Origin of the sequence: Rhodococcus sp. NPDC078407 (assembly GCF_044542515.1) — a bacterium.
Classification (GTDB): Bacteria; Actinomycetota; Actinomycetes; order Mycobacteriales; family Mycobacteriaceae; genus Rhodococcoides.
Window position 1 is genome coordinate 46,824 of sequence record NZ_JBITUQ010000017.1, and the last position, 18,025, is coordinate 64,848.

16 protein-coding genes are annotated in these 18,025 nt (G+C 65.6%); 11 read left to right on the forward strand and 5 right to left on the reverse strand.

Going from position 1 to position 18,025, the window contains the following annotated elements; genetic code table 11:
* Positions 1-3: 3 nt before the first annotated feature.
* On the reverse strand, positions 4-1,485 hold the full coding sequence (lnt, locus tag ACIGGF_RS17365; RefSeq protein ID WP_237606112.1) for an apolipoprotein N-acyltransferase: 1,482 nt from the start codon (positions 1,483-1,485) through the stop codon (positions 4-6).
* A gap of 291 nt (positions 1,486-1,776) precedes the next feature.
* Here lnt and lspA point away from each other — a divergent pair, with 291 nt between their 5' ends.
* On the forward strand, positions 1,777-2,295 hold the full coding sequence (gene lspA, locus ACIGGF_RS17370; RefSeq protein ID WP_032407490.1) for a signal peptidase II: 519 nt from the start codon (positions 1,777-1,779) through the stop codon (positions 2,293-2,295).
* 195 nt (positions 2,296-2,490) lie between these two features.
* Positions 2,491-2,904: a Rieske (2Fe-2S) protein gene (locus ACIGGF_RS17375; protein ID WP_027494222.1), complete on the forward strand. Its 414-nt coding sequence runs from the start codon at positions 2,491-2,493 to the stop codon at positions 2,902-2,904.
* A gap of 179 nt (positions 2,905-3,083) precedes the next feature.
* Here ACIGGF_RS17375 and ACIGGF_RS17380 read toward each other — a convergent pair whose 3' ends face one another.
* Positions 3,084-4,007 carry a cation diffusion facilitator family transporter gene (locus ACIGGF_RS17380; protein WP_008720942.1) on the reverse strand — a complete coding sequence of 308 codons (924 nt, stop codon included), beginning with the start codon at positions 4,005-4,007 and terminating at the stop codon, positions 3,084-3,086.
* 197 nt (positions 4,008-4,204) lie between these two features.
* Between ACIGGF_RS17380 and ACIGGF_RS17385 the strand changes: the two genes are divergently transcribed.
* The 7 genes from ACIGGF_RS17385 to ACIGGF_RS17415 all read left to right on the forward strand — a co-directional run bounded on the left by ACIGGF_RS17385 (position 4,205) and on the right by ACIGGF_RS17415 (position 12,402).
* Entirely contained in the window at positions 4,205-6,229 is a 2,025-nt protein-coding gene (locus tag ACIGGF_RS17385; RefSeq protein ID WP_032373357.1) for a cytochrome c oxidase assembly protein, read from the forward strand.
* Between the two features lie 536 nt (positions 6,230-6,765).
* Positions 6,766-7,560: a M23 family metallopeptidase gene (locus ACIGGF_RS17390; protein ID WP_080733228.1), complete on the forward strand. Its 795-nt coding sequence runs from the start codon at positions 6,766-6,768 to the stop codon at positions 7,558-7,560.
* Between the two features lie 25 nt (positions 7,561-7,585).
* Entirely contained in the window at positions 7,586-7,939 is a 354-nt protein-coding gene (locus ACIGGF_RS17395) for a BlaI/MecI/CopY family transcriptional regulator (RefSeq protein ID WP_027494220.1), read from the forward strand.
* Positions 7,936-8,892, forward strand: coding sequence for a M56 family metallopeptidase (locus ACIGGF_RS17400; RefSeq protein WP_008720986.1), 957 nt, complete (start codon positions 7,936-7,938; stop codon positions 8,890-8,892). Before ACIGGF_RS17395 ends, ACIGGF_RS17400 begins: the two co-directional genes overlap by 4 nt.
* Before the next feature lie 85 nt (positions 8,893-8,977).
* Entirely contained in the window at positions 8,978-10,750 is a 1,773-nt protein-coding gene (gene ctaD, locus ACIGGF_RS17405; protein WP_072692203.1) for a cytochrome c oxidase subunit I, read from the forward strand.
* Between the two features lie 91 nt (positions 10,751-10,841).
* Positions 10,842-11,435: a copper resistance CopC family protein gene (locus ACIGGF_RS17410; protein WP_008720475.1), complete on the forward strand. Its 594-nt coding sequence runs from the start codon at positions 10,842-10,844 to the stop codon at positions 11,433-11,435.
* A gap of 10 nt (positions 11,436-11,445) precedes the next feature.
* Positions 11,446-12,402, forward strand: a complete 957-nt coding sequence (locus ACIGGF_RS17415) for a cytochrome c oxidase assembly protein (RefSeq protein WP_027494218.1) — start codon at positions 11,446-11,448, stop codon at positions 12,400-12,402.
* A gap of 84 nt (positions 12,403-12,486) precedes the next feature.
* Here ACIGGF_RS17415 and ACIGGF_RS17420 read toward each other — a convergent pair whose 3' ends face one another.
* The 3 genes from ACIGGF_RS17420 to ACIGGF_RS17430 all read right to left on the reverse strand — a co-directional run bounded on the left by ACIGGF_RS17420 (position 12,487) and on the right by ACIGGF_RS17430 (position 15,394).
* Entirely contained in the window at positions 12,487-13,608 is a 1,122-nt protein-coding gene (locus tag ACIGGF_RS17420) for a M23 family metallopeptidase (RefSeq protein WP_237606110.1), read from the reverse strand.
* 239 nt (positions 13,609-13,847) lie between these two features.
* Positions 13,848-14,606 (reverse strand): DUF305 domain-containing protein, encoded by a 759-nt coding sequence (locus ACIGGF_RS17425; RefSeq protein WP_008720482.1) that lies wholly within the window; start codon positions 14,604-14,606, stop codon positions 13,848-13,850.
* Entirely contained in the window at positions 14,603-15,394 is a 792-nt protein-coding gene (locus ACIGGF_RS17430) for a DUF3105 domain-containing protein (protein WP_032373348.1), read from the reverse strand. The genes ACIGGF_RS17425 and ACIGGF_RS17430 overlap by 4 nt, the downstream gene beginning before the upstream one ends.
* An 80-nt stretch (positions 15,395-15,474) precedes the next feature.
* On the opposite strand from ACIGGF_RS17430, the gene ACIGGF_RS17435 reads away from it, so the two are divergent.
* On the forward strand, positions 15,475-15,786 hold the full coding sequence (locus ACIGGF_RS17435; RefSeq protein WP_008720486.1) for a DUF4229 domain-containing protein: 312 nt from the start codon (positions 15,475-15,477) through the stop codon (positions 15,784-15,786).
* Between the two features lie 846 nt (positions 15,787-16,632).
* Positions 16,633-17,358 (forward strand): YoaK family protein, encoded by a 726-nt coding sequence (locus tag ACIGGF_RS17440; protein ID WP_008720488.1) that lies wholly within the window; start codon positions 16,633-16,635, stop codon positions 17,356-17,358.
* Positions 17,359-18,025: the final 667 nt, after the last annotated feature.

Genomic DNA, 18,025 nt, shown 5'->3' on the forward strand with positions numbered 1-18,025 from the left:
CATCTAAATACTACGCGACATAGTAGTTGATGGGTTCGGTGTGATGGAGCGTGGTCGGCGCAGCAGCGAGAACGCCAGTGCCGCAACAGCGCCGGTGGCGGCAATCCATTCCGGAACGCTGCCGGTGATCGTCGCCGGGGTGAGGGTGGTGCTCAGTGACACCTCGGTGACGACAGCTGCGGGGGTGAACAGCTCCGTGCGCTCGACGACCTCCCCGCGTGCATCGATGACGGCGCTGACGCCGCTGGTGGCCGACACGACGACGCTGCGCCCGTGTTCGACCGCTCGTACCCGCGACATGGCGAGTTGTTGATAGGTCATGTTCGTCCGACCGAAAGTGGCGTTGTTGGTGGGCACTGCGATCAGCTGGGCACCGGCGCGCACGGAGTCGGTGAGCAACGAGTCGAAGGCGACCTCGTAGCAGGTGGCCACCGCGACGGGCACTCCGGCGAGGTCGAGGACGCCGTTGCCCTGGCCCGGGGTGAAGTTTCCTGCCTGGGCGGCATAGGGAGAGAGTGCGGTGACGATCGTGCGCATCGGCAGGTACTCCCCGAACGGCACCAGTTGCCGCTTGTCGTGCCTCTGCCCGGGCCCGGTGCCGGGATCCCACACGATCGAGGTGTTGCTCGTGGTGCCGTCGTCTCGGCGGAGAACCGTGCCGACGAGTACGGGGACTCCGACGGCGCGGGCCGCGGCGGCGATACGTGCGGCGGCGTCGGGGTTGCGCAGGGGATCGATGTCGGAGGAGTTCTCCGGCCAGATGACCAGGTCGGGTGCGCGTACGCGGCCGGAGTCGATGTCGGCGGCGAGCTCGATGGTGCGCTGAACATGGTTGTCGAGAACCGCGCGTCGTTGGGCGTTGAAGTCGAGACCGAGACGCGGGACGTTGCCTTGCACCAAGGCGACGGTGACCGTGTCCTGCTGCGGCGGAGCGAACAGTGGAGCCACCACCGTGAGCGCCCCTACAGCAGTGGCCACACCGATGCACGACGCTGCTGCAGTTCTGCGGGTGATGCGACCGGAGGCAACGACGCCGGCCAGAGCGGACCCGATCAGCACCACGACGAACGACAACCCCGGCGCGCCGATCACCGCAGCCAGAGGCAGCAGCGGCCCGTCGGATTGACCGAATGCGATGCGGCCCCAAGGGAAGCCGCCGAACGGGACACGTGAGCGCGCAGCTTCGATCGCCACCCAGGCGCTCGCCACCCAGACCGGCGCCCACGGCAGTCGGGACATCCGATCCGCTACCGCGCCGAACATCGCCACGAAGAGGGCTTGAACGACGGCCAGCGCCAGCCACGGCACCGATCCGACGTACTCCCCCACCCACGGCAGCAGAGGCACGAAGAACGCCGAGCCGGCGACGAAGCCGTAGCCGGCCCCCGCACGCGTCCCTCGCCCGCGCACAGCCAACAGCAGCATTGCAAGTGCTACCGGGGCGAGAAACCACAGATCGATGGGCGGGAATGTGGCGTACAACATCAGCCCGGATGAGGCAGCCGCGAGGAGCCGGATCCAGGCACGGACTCCGTTGCTGCCGGTCACCCACCGCGCCCGGTTCGAGTCGTCGCCGGGTCGTCGAGGTCCGGGTTCTGTGTCAGGAGCCGCTCTCATGACGACATGAGCGTGCAGCCGGTACCGGAGAAATCTCTGCCGTTCATCAACTACTATGGTGCATAGTATTTTATGTGATGGCAACTCTGCGGCGGTGACCGATCCCCTTCCGTCGACACCCAGCACCTGTCCGAGGTACACACCCGAGAACGAGGATCCGTGAACCGCTCCCCCACCACGTCTCCCACGCGGCTGCGTGCTTACGCAGTGACTCTCGTGCTGACATTGGTCGCTACCGCGCTGACCGTCGACTACTGGGCGCAACAAGCATTGCCCGGCTCTCCGATCCCTCTACCGATCCTCGAATTGCGACTCGCCTTCAACCGCGGAATGGCCTTCAGTCTGGGCAATTCGCTGCCTCTATGGGTGATCGTGTCGGTCACGGCGACGATCACCGCCGGGGTCGCGGCCTACGGATGGCACAGCGCTCGGCACGGGGAGCAGTGGACCACGGTGGCGCTGGCGTTGATCCTCGCCGGCGCGCTGTCCAACGTTCTGGACCGGCTTGTCGACGGTGCGGTCACGGACTACTTTCACACCGGTTGGTGGCCGACATTCAACCTCGCCGACATCTACATCACCTGCGGGGTGGTGCTGATGATCGGGTCGGCACTGTTCACGCGAGAGGCCACAAAGATTACCCCTCGGTCCGCAGTGCCCGACAGCGCCGAATCGTGAACGTGCATGAGATACCTCGGCGGTCGAATCGAATGCCCTGCAGTGCACATACATTCGCGACAGGACAATCATGCTGATCCGCTCGAACAGTGAGGGTGATCGACACCGGAACTGCTCGAAACATAGTCGACTACAACCACCGACACGCGATCGTCGCCTCTCGCTCACCGAGGCGTACCGAGGGGAGCCTGCTGTATGAGCGAGGACATCCCGGCGCTACCGCGCCGTATTTTTCTCGCTACGAGCTGCGCTACAGCGTGCCTGGCTGCCGCCGGATGCAGCGTCGGCGAAGCCCCGTCCGGTGAGGACACCGCTTCCGACGGTCCCGTCACCTTGTCGGTGAACGATGTTCCTGTCGGCGGTGGAATCGTGCTCGCCGACCGGCAGGTCGTCGTCACCCAACCGGAACCCGGTATCTTCCGGGCCTTCTCGGCTATCTGTTCTCACCAAGGGTGCACAGTGAACCGAGTTCGCAACGGCACGATCGAGTGCCCCTGCCACAACAGTGCGTTCTCGATCACCGACGGGGCGGTCATGCGCAGCCCCGCCACCGAGCCACTGCCGAACCGTGCCGTGACCAGAACCGTAGATACCCTCACAGTCGACTGATCCATCACCGGGCGCGAACATGCGAGGTGGACGGGTTCGGGGTGAACGGTCTCGACCGGGCCGATGTGCGGCACTCGAGGACCCACTCTGTGCCCCCACCCGACGGGTGCCGGTTCGGTACATCGCTGCCGTGTCGACGACAGCACAGCGTGCCGATCGCGCACCGGGTCGAGACCTGCCTACCAATTGACCTCTCGGCACCGGCCTTCGCCTTCCCGGGGTTCGACCTGCACAGTGGCGTGTTCGAGACCGAACTCGTTGCGGAGAACCTGCTGCGCTGCAGCGAGCACCCGCGGTGTCTCGGCCTCCGGGGCGACCGTCAGATGCGCCGACGCGACCTCCATCCCCGACGTCAGTGTCCATATGTGCAGATCGTGCACCTCTTCGACATCGTCGACATCGGTCAGGGCCCTTTCCACGGCGGCGACATCGATGCCCGCCGGAGCATGTTGCAGCAGAATTCGTACGGCGTGACGGCCCAGGTTGAACGCGCGTGGCAGGACGAACACGCCGATGGCGACCGCGATGACCGGGTCGGCGTACCGCCACCCGAACAGGACGGTGACCAGTCCGCTGACCAGTACGCCGATCGAGCCGAGCATGTCCGCCATCACCTCGAGATACGCACCCCGAACATTGAGGCTGTCCTTGGCGCCGCTGCGCAGCAGGACGAACGCGATGAGGTTCATCACGAGCCCGAGGGTGGCCACCGCCATCACCGGGACGCCGGGGACCTCGGGCGGATTCGTGATGCGTTGCGCGGCTTCGTAGAGAATCCAACCGGCCACACCGAACAGCAGAAGTGCATTGAACAATGCGGCGAACACCTCGGCTCGGTAGAGCCCGAACGTGCGGGCAGCCTTGGTCGATCGTCGCTGTGCGAGTGTGATCGCCACGATCGCCATCAGCACCCCGAACACGTCGGTGAACACGTGTGCGGAATCGGAGAGCAACGCCAGCGACGAGGTGGACAGGCCGACGACGACCTGCGTCACCAGGGTGACCGCCCCCAGACCGACAGCGATCCACAGTCGCCCGAGGTGCTTACCGGACGCGCTGGCCGGTGAACCCGGCTCTATCCCGTGGCCATGTCCGTGCCCCATCGTTGCTCCTTCGTCGTGTCAGATCCGCAGAACGACAACATATTGCGATATGCGCATACATGCAAGTGTTGAAGGATCATCCGGCGGTGGCTGCCCGGACTCGTACAACTATCATTCGTAGTAGTTCATTGTCGGCGCAGGTCGGACTGCCTCGCGCCCATGCCGGAAACACGATCCACCGGGAAGAGGCGCACACCATGGCCACCGAAGCGGCCCATTCGACCCGCGGCGCAGTGGATCGACGCTCCGGATCGCAGGTGATGGTGCTGTGCGCAGCGATTGCCGCGGTGGTCGCTGCACTGCTCGCAGCGATGTCGACGTCGCAAGCGCTCGTGCTGTTGGGTCTGCCCGATCCGGGCCCGATCACCACGTACGGGATCCCGGCACTGACCGCGATCGGCGAGGTGGCTGCCGTCGTGGCGGCGGGGTCGCTGCTCCTCGCGGCATTTCTCGTTCCGCCTCAGAGGTCGGGTGTGCTCGACATCGACGGGTACGTAGCCGTCCGCACCGCGGCGAAGGCCTCCGCAGTGTGGGCGGTGTGCGCGGCGGCGTTGGTGCCGCTGACACTCTCGGACGCCTCGGGTCAACCTGTCGGATCCGTTGCAGCGCAACCGGTGCAGTTCCTCGGTGCGATCGGCGATGTCGAGGCCTCCACTGCATGGGCCATCACCTCTGCGGTCGCGGCGATCACCGCCGCAGCATGCGCGGCGGTGTTGCGGCATCGATGGACCCCCGCCTTGTTCGCCCTGTCGATGCTCGCGTTGATCCCGCGCGCGGTCACCGGCCACTCCTCGACCGGCGGCAATCACGACATCGCGACGAACTCGTTGATCCTGCACATCCTCGCTGCCGCGCTGTGGGTGGGCGGACTCCTCGCACTTCTCGCTCATGCGCTGCGCGGAGGTGGGCACCTTGCCGTCGCGACCCGCCGCTACTCGACGCTCGCTCTGGTCGCGTTCGTGATCATGGCGGTCTCCGGAGTGGTCAACGCTGCCGTGCGAGTGCCCGTGACGTCGCTGTGGGATTCGACGTACGGCGCTCTGATACTGGCGAAGATCGCAGCTCTGGCGATCGTGGGGACCCTCGGGTGGATACAGCGACGACGAACGGTCCGCGCTCTGGCTCACGACCCCGCGAGGCGCAGATCCCTGATCACGTTGTCGATGATCGAGACCCTCGTTCTCGTCACCACCGTGGGCCTGGCGGTCGCACTGGGCCGCACTCCCCCGCCCCCGCCGCAGGACACCTCGCTGCCCCAGGCGCACGAAGAGGCCTTGGGCTACGTGTTGGACGGCCCGCCCACCGCTGCGCGGTTGGCGTTCGAGTGGCGTTTCGACCTGGTGTTCGGCTCCGCGGCGGTGATCGCGGCCGTCCTGTATCTGGTGGCCGTGCGGCGCCGTCGGCGGGCAGGCCTGTCATGGCGGCGGCGGTGGACAGCGAGCTGGTTGGCGGGTACTGCGGTGCTGCTCGTGGCGACCTCGTCCGGGGTCGGGTTCTACAGCCCGGCGATGTTCAGCGTGCACATGGCGGGACTGACCGCGGTCGCCGTCGCCGTGCCGTTGCTGTTGGTCCTCGGCCGACCGGCAACCTTGTTCGCCTCGGTCCTGCCGACCGCGTCGGCCGCCGAAGCACCGGGCTCGCGCGAATGGCTCCGGGCTGCATGGCAGAGCCGAGCAGCCCGGATCGCGATACACCCGTGGGTCAGCACCACGGTGTTCCTGAGCAGCTTCTACCTGCTCTACCCCGGCGGACTGTTCGACACCGTCGCCGACTCGCATGTGGCACACATGGTGATGAAGGGCTGGTTCCTGACCGTCGGGATGGTGATGTTCTGGGGCACGGTCGGCGAAGACCCGGTACCGAGACCGATCGCGGGACTGACGAAGTTGCTCGCGAGTATCACCGCATTGGCCGGGTTCGCATTCTTCCTCGTCGTGACGATCGATCTCGAGACCGCGCTCGGAGCGAGCTTCTACAGCGGACTGCGTCTGGACTGGAACGCAGACCTGCTGGCCGACCAGCGGCGCGGCGGCACTCTGGCGTGGGGCATCGGGGAGTTGCCGTTGCTCGCTGCCGCGGTTCTCGCCGCGGTCCGGTGGTCGGCGGCCGACGAGAGCGCGGCACGGCAACGAGACCGCCGAGTCGACGATCAAGGTGATACCGAACTCGAGGCGTACAACACCATGCTCGGTGGCCTGTCCTCTCGGCGCGATCACCCCTGATACCCGAAACGCCCAGCCCTGTTCCGGTGCGGATGTCGTAGCCCGGCGGGATGTCGTAGCCCGGCGGGATGTCGTAGCCCGGCGGGATGTCCTCCGAGGACCGTGACCAGCGGTACGGACGAATCCGGGTCGAGTGGGATGGAAAAACTATGCTCGATAGTAGTAACCTGTGGCCTGACCGTCACCATTTCGTTATCTCGAGCGAGGCCACGGCCTCGTAGCCACCAAGGATTGTGATCTTGGCCCGACACCGCACACCCGATCCGATCGACGACGACTACGCAGCGCCGGCACCCGGCGTCGCGGTCTCGATGCCCGTCGGCAACAGGCCGACGGCGCTCATCGATCACCCCCGTCATCGACACGCCGGGTTCGCACCCTCGCGTTTCGTGACCGAGTCGCCCGCCGAGACCGTGTACTCCGACAATCGGTCGCAGGACGAGCACACGCCTTCGGCGCAGACGCCCGCACCGGATGTACCCGCTCACGCGGTCAGCGCCGCCTGGGACACCGCGGCCGCGGACACTGCCGCGTCGATGTGGGTGCACGTGGCCGGTCCGGACGAGACGACACACGGCGACGGTGGCCGCGATGTAGTGCAGGCCGTGTCGCGACGTGCTCGCCGCGGACTTCATCGCCGCCGGGTGCCGAAGCCGGGTGGCCGCGCCATCGCTGCGTCGGTCGCGGTCGGTGCCTTTCTGTCCGCGGCAGCGACGTCTCCGAACACCGGGTCGCAGGACAGTGTGGCGCTCAGCGCTGCGAGTATCGATAGCCCTCCCGCCGGCGTCCTGCCGCCGAGCCCGGTCGTCGCCTCACCCCCGCAGGTGTTGCAAATGCCCGATCTCGATGTCGGCCGGCTCGCGCAGCGCATGACCGAGCAACTCGCCGAGGGGGGAGTTCGGGCGGCGGAGCGCGCCGCACGCGATGCCGAGGCGCGGCGCCCGCTCTCGGTGGTGCCGGTGTCGGGCACATTGACCTCCAGTTCTGGGCCGCGTTGGGGGACAACGCATTACGGACTCGACATCGCCAATACGATCGGGACGCCGATCGTATCGGTGACCGACGGTGAGGTCATCGAAGCAGGGCCGGCGCAAGGGTTCGGCCTGTGGGTGCGTATTCGTCAGGACGACGGCACGATCGGGGTGTACGGCCACATAGACCAGGCGCTCGTCACCGCCGGTCAACGCGTGAAAGCCGGCGAGCTCATTGCTACGGTAGGCAACCGAGGCCAATCCACCGGACCCCACCTGCATTACGAAGTGTGGCAACCCGACGGTGCCAAGTCCGACCCGACGGCGTGGCTGTCGGCACGCGGAGTCGATATCACCTGACACGACGAGGAAAGAAGAACTGGCGATGAAAAGGCTCGGTGATCTCGAAGCGGAGGTGATGAACGTGCTCTGGCAATGTGATCGACCGCAGTCGGTCCACGACCTGCGTGAACGCATGGCCGACAGAAACCCCGCCTACACCACGATCCTGACCGTCGTGACCCATCTCCACGAGAAGGGGTGGGTCGAGCGGACCAAGCAGTCACGCGCCTATCTCTACTCGCCCGTGCAATCTCGGGCCGAGGCCACCTCGCAAGCGCTGCGCGAAATCCTCGACACCAGCACCGACTCGGCCGCCGTGCTGATGCATTTCGCGAAAACCGTCACCGACGACGAACTGGACGCCCTGCGGGGGAACCTGCCGGACGCGAACCGGTGATCGTCGCACTGGCATTACTCCTCGCCGCGACCCTGGTGGCCGTTGCCATGCCGCCGCTGCTGACCTCACTCACCCGCACCGTCGGCCCCTCTCTCGCCTTGACCGCTTGGATCGGCAGCATCGCCGGGGTGCTGTTTCTCGTGGGATCCGCGGTGGCGGTGTTGCTCTGGCCCGGCCATGCGCCGGCCGAGGGCATGGTCGAACTCGCCGTCCGCTGCCTGGGCTCGCTGCAACACGCGGCCCAGCCGTGGATCGGGGAAGCGGTCGCCGGGGCATCGGTCGTCCTCGCGGCGTCGGCATCGGCGCGCGTCCTGCGCTCGACTCGCCGTCAGCTTCGAGCGCGGTCCAAAGTCCGCGACTATCACCGCGATGTCATCGCCGTCGTGGCGCGCACGGACCCCGGACCCGAACCGATCATGTGGCTCGACCACCCACTCCCGCTGGCCTACAGCATCGACGGTCGCCCCGGCTACGTCGTGGCCACCGAAGGCCTGCTCGCCCATCTCGATCCCGAACAACAGCGAGCAGTGATCGCACACGAACGTGCCCACCTGCGCGGGCGCCATCACCGCATCGTCAACATCTGCGAGATCCTGGCCAAAGCGCTTCCTCGCGTTCCCCTCTTCGCCGCGGCACCCGCGGCGGTACGGGTCCTGGTCGAGGTCGCAGCCGACCGGTCCGCGGCCGCAGTCACCAGCGCCGACACTGTACGTTCGGCATTGTCGACGGTCTCGCAGGCGCATTCTGCGCGGCCACTGTGGGCACTGGGCCTGATCGGGGACTCGACCACCGAGCGGTTGCATCACCTCGACACGAGCGCGCAAACACCGAGCCGAACCCGAGCGGGCGCTTATGCTGCCGCCGCCGTGCTGCCCCTCGTCGTGCCGGCCGTGTTGGCCGTCGTCTCGCTCAGCGCGGTCTCCGCCGCAGCGTGCGCGGTCCTGCTGATCTGAACAACCCCAAATACTATGCTGCATAGTATTTGGGTTACGCTGGCGGACGCGTCCTGTAATTCGCGTGCGACACGAAGGTGGTTCCATGACGGCGTTGACATCTCCTCCGGCTGCGCCGGCGGTTCGCCCCTATCCACCCCGCGGGGCCCGCAAGGGGTCGTTCCTGCACACGATGGTCACCACCACCGATCCGAAGGTCATCGGACTGATGTACTTGGTGACCTCGTTCGGGTTCTTTCTCGTCGGTGGCCTGATGGCGTTGATCATGCGCTCCGAGCTCGCGGTCCCGGGAATGCAGTTCCTCTCCAACGAGCAGTACAACCAGCTCTTCACCATGCACGGCACGATCATGCTGCTGCTCTACGCCACCCCGATCGTCTTCGGCTTCGGCAACTACATCCTGCCGCTGCAGATCGGCGCACCCGATGTCGCCTTCCCCCGGCTCAATGCCTTCTCCTACTGGCTGTACCTGTTCGGCGCACTGGTCACCACCGCAGGTTTCATCAGCCCCGGCGGTGCCGCAGACTTCGGCTGGACCGCGTACACCCCGTTGAGCAGCGCCGTCTACTCCCCCGGTATCGGATCCGACCTGTGGATCGTGGGCCTGCTCGTCGCCGGCCTGGGCACCATCCTGGGCGGGGTCAACATGGTCACCACCGTGGTGTGCCTGCGCGCACCGGGAATGACGATGTTCCGGCTACCGATCTTCACCTGGAACATCCTGGTGACCTCGATCTTGATCCTGCTGGCGTTCCCACTGCTGACCGCAGCACTGATGGGCCTGCTCGCCGACCGTAAACTCGGCACCCACATCTTCGATCCCGCCAACGGCGGAGCGTTGCTCTGGCAGCACCTGTTCTGGTTCTTCGGACACCCCGAGGTCTACATCATCGCGCTACCGTTCTTCGGAATCGTCTCGGAGATCTTCCCGGTCTTCTCCCGCAAACCCATCTTCGGGTACAAGGGGTTGATCTACGCCACCGTCGGCATCGCCGCCCTGTCCATCGCGGTGTGGGCGCACCACATGTACGCCACCGGTGCCGTGCTGCTGCCGTTCTTCTCGTTCATGACCTTCCTCATCGCCGTGCCGACCGGGGTGAAGATCTTCAACTGGATCGGCACCATGTGGCGCGGCCAGGTCACCCTCGAATCCCCCATGCTCTTCTCCATCGGATTCCTGATCACGTTCGTCTTCGGTGGACTGTCCGGAGTGCTCCTGGCGAGCCCGCCCATCGACTTCAACGTCACCGACACCTACTTCGTCGTCGCGCACTTCCACTACGTCGTGTTCGGAACGGTCGTGTTCGCGACCTACGCCGGCATCTACTTCTGGTTCCCCAAGATGACCGGCCGCATGCTCGACGAACGACTGGGCAAGTGGCACTTCTGGCTGACGTTCCTCGGCTTCCACGCCACCTTCCTCGTCCAGCACTGGCTCGGCGCCCAAGGAATGCCGCGCCGCTACGCCGACTACCTCCCGTCCGACGGATTCACCACCCTCAACCAGATCTCGACCGTGGGATCGTTCGTCCTCGGGGCCTCGACGCTGCCGTTCATCTGGAACGTGTTCAAGAGCTACCGCTACGGCGAAGTGGTCACCGTCGACGACCCCTGGGGCTTCGGTAACTCCCTCGAGTGGGCGACCAGTTGCCCACCCCCGCGGCACAATTTCATCGAGATGCCCCGGATCCGCTCCGAGCGGCCGGCGTTCGAGCTGCACTATCCGCACATGGTCGAACGCATCCGCGCCGAGCAGCACGTCGGTGGCCCGCACTCGGATTCGATCGCGCCCTCGGAAGTGATCACCGAAGCGATTGCCGGACCGGACGTATCGAAACGGCCGGACGTCGACAAGTAACACGGTCGACCGACCCCCGTAGGCTCACACCCCCTTACTACTAGTGCGCATAGTAGTAAGGAGAATCAGTACGACCAGAGGAGAACCGAACGTGAAACGATGGATGCTGGTCGCCGTGCTCATGTGCGGCACAGCACTGTTCTCCGCGGCCCCGGCATCGGCGCACAGTGAACTCGTCAGCTCCGACCCCCCGGCCGATGTGACGCTCGAGTTCGCACCGATCGGCGTCGGCCTCAAGTTCAATCAGGACATCAACGAATCGTTCGCGACCATCAGCGTGGTAGGTCCTGGCGATACTCAGTGGACGCAGGGTACGGCCACGGTCGAGGGCCCCGACGTATCGGTCCTGCTCGAGGACGGCCTACCCAACGGGCAGTACACCGTCGGCTACCGCGTCACCTCCGCGGACGGGCACCCGATCACCGGGTCGTACGGCTTTTCGGTCGACGTCGCGGAGACCGCCACCCGCCCGGACGCTGCTGCACAGCAATCGCAGGGCGGTGCGACCTCGCCGGCTCCCTCGACCACGCCGACGCAGGCCTACGATCCGAACAACCCGTCCGCCAGCGAGGACCGGCCACCGAAACAGAACACCATGATGCTGCTCTCCATCGTGGGCCTGACTGTCCTCGGTCTCGCTGCCATCGCCCTGACGTTGGTGATCCGAGGCAAGGACAAGCAATGACAGGGGCCCGATGAACATCGCCGCCGTAACTCCCCCGGAAGGCCCGCCGACCCTGGCAGCGTTGCTGAGCTTCGATCTTCCGCCGCTCCCGATCCTGCCGATCGCCGGCATCGTCATGGCCGGACTGTACTGCTGGGGGCTCTACCGGATCCGCGGCCGGGGTATCGCATGGTCACGGTGGCGGAGTGCGAGTTTTCTGCTCGGCTGCGCGGCGCTGGTCCTGGTGACCGGACTGCAGGTCGAACGCTACGGATACAGCCTGTTCAGCGTCTTCATGTTCCAGCATCTGACGTTGTCGATGACCATCCCACCGTTGTTGGTGGTGGGTTCGCCCGGACGACTTCTGTTGCGTGCCACCGCTCATCACGGAGCCGGGCGGTGGGTACTGATCGCGGCGCTGACGGGGTTGCGTAGCCGCGCCGGGCGCATCGCACTACATCCAGGTCTGACGATCCCGTTGTTCCTCTTCAGCTATTACGGGCTGTATCTGTCGTCGATCTTCGATGTTCTCGCCATCACAGTCATCGGGCACGTATCGATGGAGATCTTCTTCTTCGCCAGCGGGCTGCTGTTCATCATCCCTGTGCTCGCCGTCGGCCCCCTCCCCGTTCGGCAGAGCAATCTGGGCCGGTTGTTCGACCTGTTCGTCGAGATGCCGTTGCATGTGTTCTTCGGTGTCATCCTGATGATGTCGAGCACCCCCATGCTCGCCACGTTCGCCTCCCCACCCCCGGACTGGGGTGTCGATCCGGTATCCGATCAGAAGCTCGCCGGAGCGTTGGCGTGGTCCTACGGTGAGCCGGTGGCATTGCTGGTGGTGCTCATCTTCTGTATTCGGTGGAACCGGGACGAAAAGGAGGAATCGGCTGCCGCGGACCGGCACGCCGAAGAGGACGGGTACAGCGAACTCAACGCCTACAACGACTTTCTGAAAAAGATCGGTAGCGAGACCAGTCAACGGACCTGAGCTGTCGCGGCCGTCCCGCGCTCGGGGACTGCCGCGAGCTCATCGCCTGATCGCGCTTACTGGCAAGGGCACGATCGGGCGCATTCATCGCGCACGTGTGCCCGCCCCGATTCTGGCTCCCCGCTCACCGAGCCAGGCTTGCGGATCGACCTTCTGCCCCGCGGGAGATGTGGTCTCGAAATGCAGGTGCGGACCCGTCGAGTTACCGCGGTTCCCGACCTCTGCAATCCGATCGCCCTTACGGACGCGCTGACCCACCGTGACCGAATTTCCGTTGTTGTGCCCGTAGGTGGTGATCGATCCATCGTCGTGTCTGATCCGAACCCACAGCCCGAAGCCCTGTGCGGGCCCGGCGCTGATGACCGTTCCATCGGCCGCGGCGACGATCGGTGAGCCCAGTGAGTCGGCGATGTCGACACCGCCGTGTTGTGTCCCGCTTCGGGTGCCGAAATTCGAGGTGACCAGTCCGCTGCTGGGTGCGACAGCAGACGCAGTACCTCGGGAGGTGGCCGAGCCACCGGACGTGGAACCGCGCTGCTGTGCTGCATCAGGAACAGAATCTTCGGGCGCGGTCGTCTCGGATGCGGGAGGGGTGTCGGTGGTGCCGGGCACGGGCGAATCGCGGCCGGTGTTGCCCGTCACCGGATCCTGTTCCCCACCTCGGTCGCCGTCATGCGGGACTGCGGGGTCGAGGGCGTCGACCTGGAGCGATGCGGCGATACGAAGGGCCAGGAGTGGGTCGAGAGTCGCCAACGGGGCCAGGCAGGACAGGGACTGCGCCGGGGCATTCGAGACTCCACGGGCGATGGCGTCGACGATGCATCCTGCCGACGCGGACACCGGGCCGGCGGTGTCCGCGATGACGCCGCCGGCCTGGGCGGCGGCCCACGTCGAGGATGCGAAGGCTGCGAGGTCTGCCACCGCGATCGGATCGGTACCGATTGTCGCGGCCCGATCGGCCAGGCGGATCAACCGGCTGACGGCGTCGGCGGTCTGCTGACCTTCGACCTCGTCCCCGGACTCCACGGCCGGTTGACCCGGATTCGCTTCGGCTACCGGGGCGTGCAGGAACACCGCACCGAGTGCGGCACCGACGATCACGTATGTCCGCGCACCTCGGCATGCGCGACGTCGCCCGCCGCTCGGCGTCGTCTTTCCCGCGTTGTTCACGTGGTCACCCCACCCTTCTCGTTGAATGCCGGTCACGATCGCAGTGGATGCCGTGTCGGCCGTGGGTCAGTGTTGCGTGATCCCATCGACACCACAAGCCCCTTCTGTCACACTCTCGACTGCATTCGTCGCTGTTTCGCCTATCGATTCGGCGTCGAAAGTGAGTGCTTTGCACAGTAACTCGACGATTCGACGCCTTTTCATGCGTGCCGATGCCGGTCATGGGGGTCATCCCAATCGTTATTACTATGCAACATAGTATTTAGATATCGGCGTCAGCTCTCCGGCAACGGTGAGACCCCGTGTGCGCTCAGCAGGACATCGATCTGACCGACCTCGGCGGTTTGCGCGGAGGCGATCGAGCCCGCGAGCGCGGCGACAGCGGGAACTGTCGCGTTCGCTGCTCCCTGCTCTGCCATCGGGATTCCCCCACGATGGTGGCGGCGGAGCAGTTGTAGATACCGGCCGTCGAATTCTTCGGCGTTCATCCGGCGAAGTGCCGTCAGCTCGGCGGTACTGGCCATGCCGGGCATCGACGTCGCGTCCTGTCCGCTGTCGTTCGCGGACGCGCTCATGTCCATCGGGTGACCCCCTGTCGAGCTGGCCCCGGTCATCCACGTCATCGTCGGGCCGTCGGGCAGATATGGCCTGTCCCACAGTGTCAACCAGCCTTGCATCGTGCCGACTTGGCTCTGCTGCGAGGTCAACACGTCGAAGGCGAGGGTCCGGATGACCGGATCCGTCGAGCGTCCCAACGCCATCGCCGACATCTCGATCGCCTGGTTGTGATGGACCGACATGTCCTGCGCGAAACCCACATCCACCGAATTCGATGCCGGTACGGCCACTCGTGCGCTGTCCGGTGTGAGCAGTACGCCGATGAGGACGCCGGACAGGACGAGAGCTGTCACCGCCAAGCCGATGAGCAGTGCCCTGGGCCTGGATCTGGGTCCCGTTTCCGCGGCGTCATTCTGTGCACTGTCGTTCTGTGCATCGTCGATCTGGGCATCGTCGGCCTGGCCGTGCACGGTCATCGACTCCCCTCCCCCATCGGCGCTGGCGCACTGTCGAGGGCCGGGTCTTCCTCGAGGGGCACCGCGTCCGGTCCTGGCTCGCTGGCGTCGAACGGCGGCGGGTTGTCGGGATCGAACGCGCCGGGAATGGTCGAGCAACTGGCTCCGCTCTCGGGGTGGGTCGAGGGGTTCTGTCGCAGAGCAGCGACGAACTGAGTGATGCGCCGGTCGGAGGCATTGTCGAGCTCGAGTCGATGGCCCCACGACTGCAGCGTGATCGGTGCCGTCAGGCCCGGGTAGGGCGACATCATCGTGTAGGGCTCGCCCTCGACCCGCCCGGCGAGTGAACCGACCTCGTCGGAGGAGACCCGGTTCGGGTCGTACGTCACCCACACCGCCCCGTGTTCGAGCGAATGAACCGCGTTCTCGCTGCGTAGCGGGACGGGGTACACCACTCCGGTACACGTCGCCCAGGTCTGGTCGTGAGGGCCGCCGAACGGCGGACTCTGATCGTAGGCAACTCTCTGAGCTGGTTCGACGTGCCGCGCGGCCGGATACTCGACCTCGACGACGCCGTCGATGCCGCGGGAGGGGTCCGGGTCGTCGGCGGTCGGCGCGAACCGCTCGGCCTGATTGCGTTCGAGGACGCGGGGGGCCAGGTTGTATCCGATCGCACCGACGAGCACGACGATGACGACACCCGCGCCTATCACCGCCCAGGGAGCGCGCACGCCCCCGGGCACTCCGGCTGGGCGTGATCGCCGAGTCGAGCTCCGTCGGCCTCGGGCGGGGTTTCTGCTGCTGTTCATATTGCTCCTCCATCAAATACTATGCACCATAGTATTTGAATCAAGGTCCCAGGAAGCCCCTACGCACGACAGGACGGCCGATGCCGGTGTTCCGCGCACCCTCAACTGCTCGCGGGCAGCTTGCCCTTCATGTGCTGGCCTACAACGGTGCACGCCTGCTCTTCGTGTGTGTCGCCGCAGGAGTGCTTTTGGCCGTCGACGCACTGACGAGCCTTGACATTTCCTTCGTGTTGGTACTGCTTGGCGCACTTGCAGCAAGCCTGCCGCTGTCGGCACTGACCCTGAGGAAGCTCCGCCGAACCATCAATGCGGACATCGAAGCAGTCGATCGCACGCGCTCGATCAAGAAGCGAGGCCCCGCGGCGGGACGACCCGGCACCGACAAACCGTGACGTCGGCGCACGGACTTCGGCGTTGGCGTTGGCGTTGGCGGATCGTCCGTGTCGGTCACTGTTCGCCGACCCATTCGACGGACGCTTCGGCGTCCGGCTCGATGTCTAGTAGTTCCAGGGTGCGGTGCATCAGAGTCTCGATCCGATACTCGAGATCATCGACGAGGTCAGGCACATCGGCCAGAGCGGCGTGGGCACGGCGGCGGGCATCGACACCGATTAGCTAGTAGTCCGAGCCTGGTGCAGCTGACACCGGGTGCGGTGGTGTGCCGGTGACGTCAGTTTCCCGCTCGCCACGACCGCGTCGCCACGACAGGGGCGGGCGTGGATCGCGCCGGGGCAGTCGCCCGGAGCGGTGAGCAGCGATGACCGCCCCGACCGCTACCTGGGGCATCGGGTCGGCGGGAAACGGCACGACCCCACCGGTCGATCGGAACGGCGACGGGGCCTGGACGCACCGGCCACCTGCACATACCGGGAAAAGTCTCCCCCGGTACGTGCTCGGTGAGTAGTAGCGTCGAGGGGTAGCGATAGAACCGCAGGACAGTACGCCAGCGTTCCCACATCTCGGCGGGACGGAAGCCTTCCGACTCATCGGCTGATATCCGGACACTGTGCCGCCCACCGATCCACAGGGATGGAACTGACCACGCGCGGATGGGCCGCGAGTTCGTGCTACTTGAGCACGCAAATTACACCGCTGGGTGGGCTTGTCACCGAGGTCGGCAGACGAGGTGCAGGTGGGAGTTCGATTGCTTCCGAAGGGAATACGAACACCGAAGAACCGCCGAGTGAGCTGCACCTCATCGACTTGCGGCTCCGTACACGGCCGGGAGACTTGGTTGCATGACATCTTCTGTGGCACTCAGCCGCGAAACAGCCGTCGGCGCGGAGGCGCGACTGTCGTGGATACTGTCCGCGCTGGCCGGAATGGTGGGTGCTGTCGCATTTCTGCATTCGGCGGGGTATTTCGTGACGTTCATGACCGGCAACACCGAACGCGCCGTCATCGGGCATTTCGGCAGTCCGGAAGGTAAGCCCGTTGCACCCGGCGCATCGCCGTGGGCGGCGCTGGCTTTGATGGGTGCCTTTCTGGCGGGAGTGGTGATCGCGTCGATCTGCCGCCGCCGATACTGGTCCAATCACCCACACGGAGCAACAGTTGTCACGACCATCGCCCTCGCCGCGGCAGGGCTCATCGATATCGGGATATCCGGCTGGGCGTCCGACGACGTAAATTTCTATCCCATTCTGTTGGTTGCGTTCGCTCTCGGCGCGCTCAACACAGCATTCACGAAACGAGAAGAAACCTACATCCCCCTGAGCTACGTCACCGGCACCGTCGTCAAACTGGGCCAAGGGATCGAAAGACACCTACTGGGCGGCGGTACTTACCTCGACTGGCTTTGCTATGCAATGCTTCTCGGGTCCTTCGCAGCCGGAGGCGCAGCCGGGGCTCTGATCGGTGCCGCGATCACCGGACCTCAAGTACTCCTGGTTACCGCAGCCATCAGCCTGCTTGCAAGCATCTTCACCTTCACTCACACCGAGCGACGATCCCTATGGGGATAGGTCTATTCCCGGCCAGCGAAAACCTACGGGTCCGCGCTCCCGAGATCGTTCTGCTCCACCGGCGGACTCGACCAACAGAAACACTGTCGCAACGTGAATCAATCGGTTTGAGCGTGTGGAGAGGATGTTCGATACACACCATCTCTCGCTTGGCCCTGATCTCTTCGCCAAGGCGTCAGCGATGCCGGTAGTTGCTAGGTGGGTTGGGAGGTCGGTGCCGAAACCGTCAATAGTCGGCGACGCCGACGAGCGAGCTCGGTTTCGCAGCTACGTCGTGCACGGCCGCATCGGTCCCCGTGTGCGATCCGGATCGGAGCCATTGCCGACGACGGATACGGCAGATTCTGGGTCTCCCGCTGTGGACAACCGCGGGTGGTTCGCCCGCATCGCTACGCGTTGGCCATCGCGCTCGGTGGGTCGATCGACGAGTCGGTGAACGCATTGCACATGTCCGACAACCCGATCTGTGTACGAGTGACGCTGGACGAGGCGCAGCAACAGCCTCTTCACGTGGTCGACGGGAACCAATCGCAGAATCTGCGCGACATGGCCGCGAAAGGTCGCGGCGGTGGACGCCGCCGACCCGGGCTTTGGTACGGGCCGGATCGAGCCGCACGGGCGACGCGCGCCGGTTGCGTACGGCGGTACGCCATGGCCGAGACGACGT

Excerpts from the sequence above, each read along its gene's own strand:
- lnt (WP_237606112.1), bottom strand. The coding sequence starts at position 1,485 with ATGTTGTACGCCACATTCCCGCCCATCGATCTGTGGTTTCTCGCCCCG.
- ACIGGF_RS17375 (WP_027494222.1), top strand. The coding sequence starts at position 2,491 with ATGAGCGAGGACATCCCGGCGCTACCGCGCCGTATTTTTCTCGCTACG.
- ACIGGF_RS17380 (WP_008720942.1), bottom strand. The coding sequence starts at position 4,007 with ATGGGGCACGGACATGGCCACGGGATAGAGCCGGGTTCACCGGCCAGC.
- ACIGGF_RS17385 (WP_032373357.1), top strand. The coding sequence starts at position 4,205 with ATGGCCACCGAAGCGGCCCATTCGACCCGCGGCGCAGTGGATCGACGC.
- ACIGGF_RS17390 (WP_080733228.1), top strand. The coding sequence starts at position 6,766 with ATGTGGGTGCACGTGGCCGGTCCGGACGAGACGACACACGGCGACGGT.
- ACIGGF_RS17395 (WP_027494220.1), top strand. The coding sequence starts at position 7,586 with ATGAAAAGGCTCGGTGATCTCGAAGCGGAGGTGATGAACGTGCTCTGG.
- ctaD (WP_072692203.1), top strand. The coding sequence starts at position 8,978 with ATGACGGCGTTGACATCTCCTCCGGCTGCGCCGGCGGTTCGCCCCTAT.
- ACIGGF_RS17415 (WP_027494218.1), top strand. The coding sequence starts at position 11,446 with ATGAACATCGCCGCCGTAACTCCCCCGGAAGGCCCGCCGACCCTGGCA.
- ACIGGF_RS17425 (WP_008720482.1), bottom strand. The coding sequence starts at position 14,606 with ATGACCGTGCACGGCCAGGCCGACGATGCCCAGATCGACGATGCACAG.
- ACIGGF_RS17430 (WP_032373348.1), bottom strand. The coding sequence starts at position 15,394 with ATGAACAGCAGCAGAAACCCCGCCCGAGGCCGACGGAGCTCGACTCGG.
- ACIGGF_RS17435 (WP_008720486.1), top strand. The coding sequence starts at position 15,475 with ATGCCGGTGTTCCGCGCACCCTCAACTGCTCGCGGGCAGCTTGCCCTT.
- ACIGGF_RS17440 (WP_008720488.1), top strand. The coding sequence starts at position 16,633 with ATGACATCTTCTGTGGCACTCAGCCGCGAAACAGCCGTCGGCGCGGAG.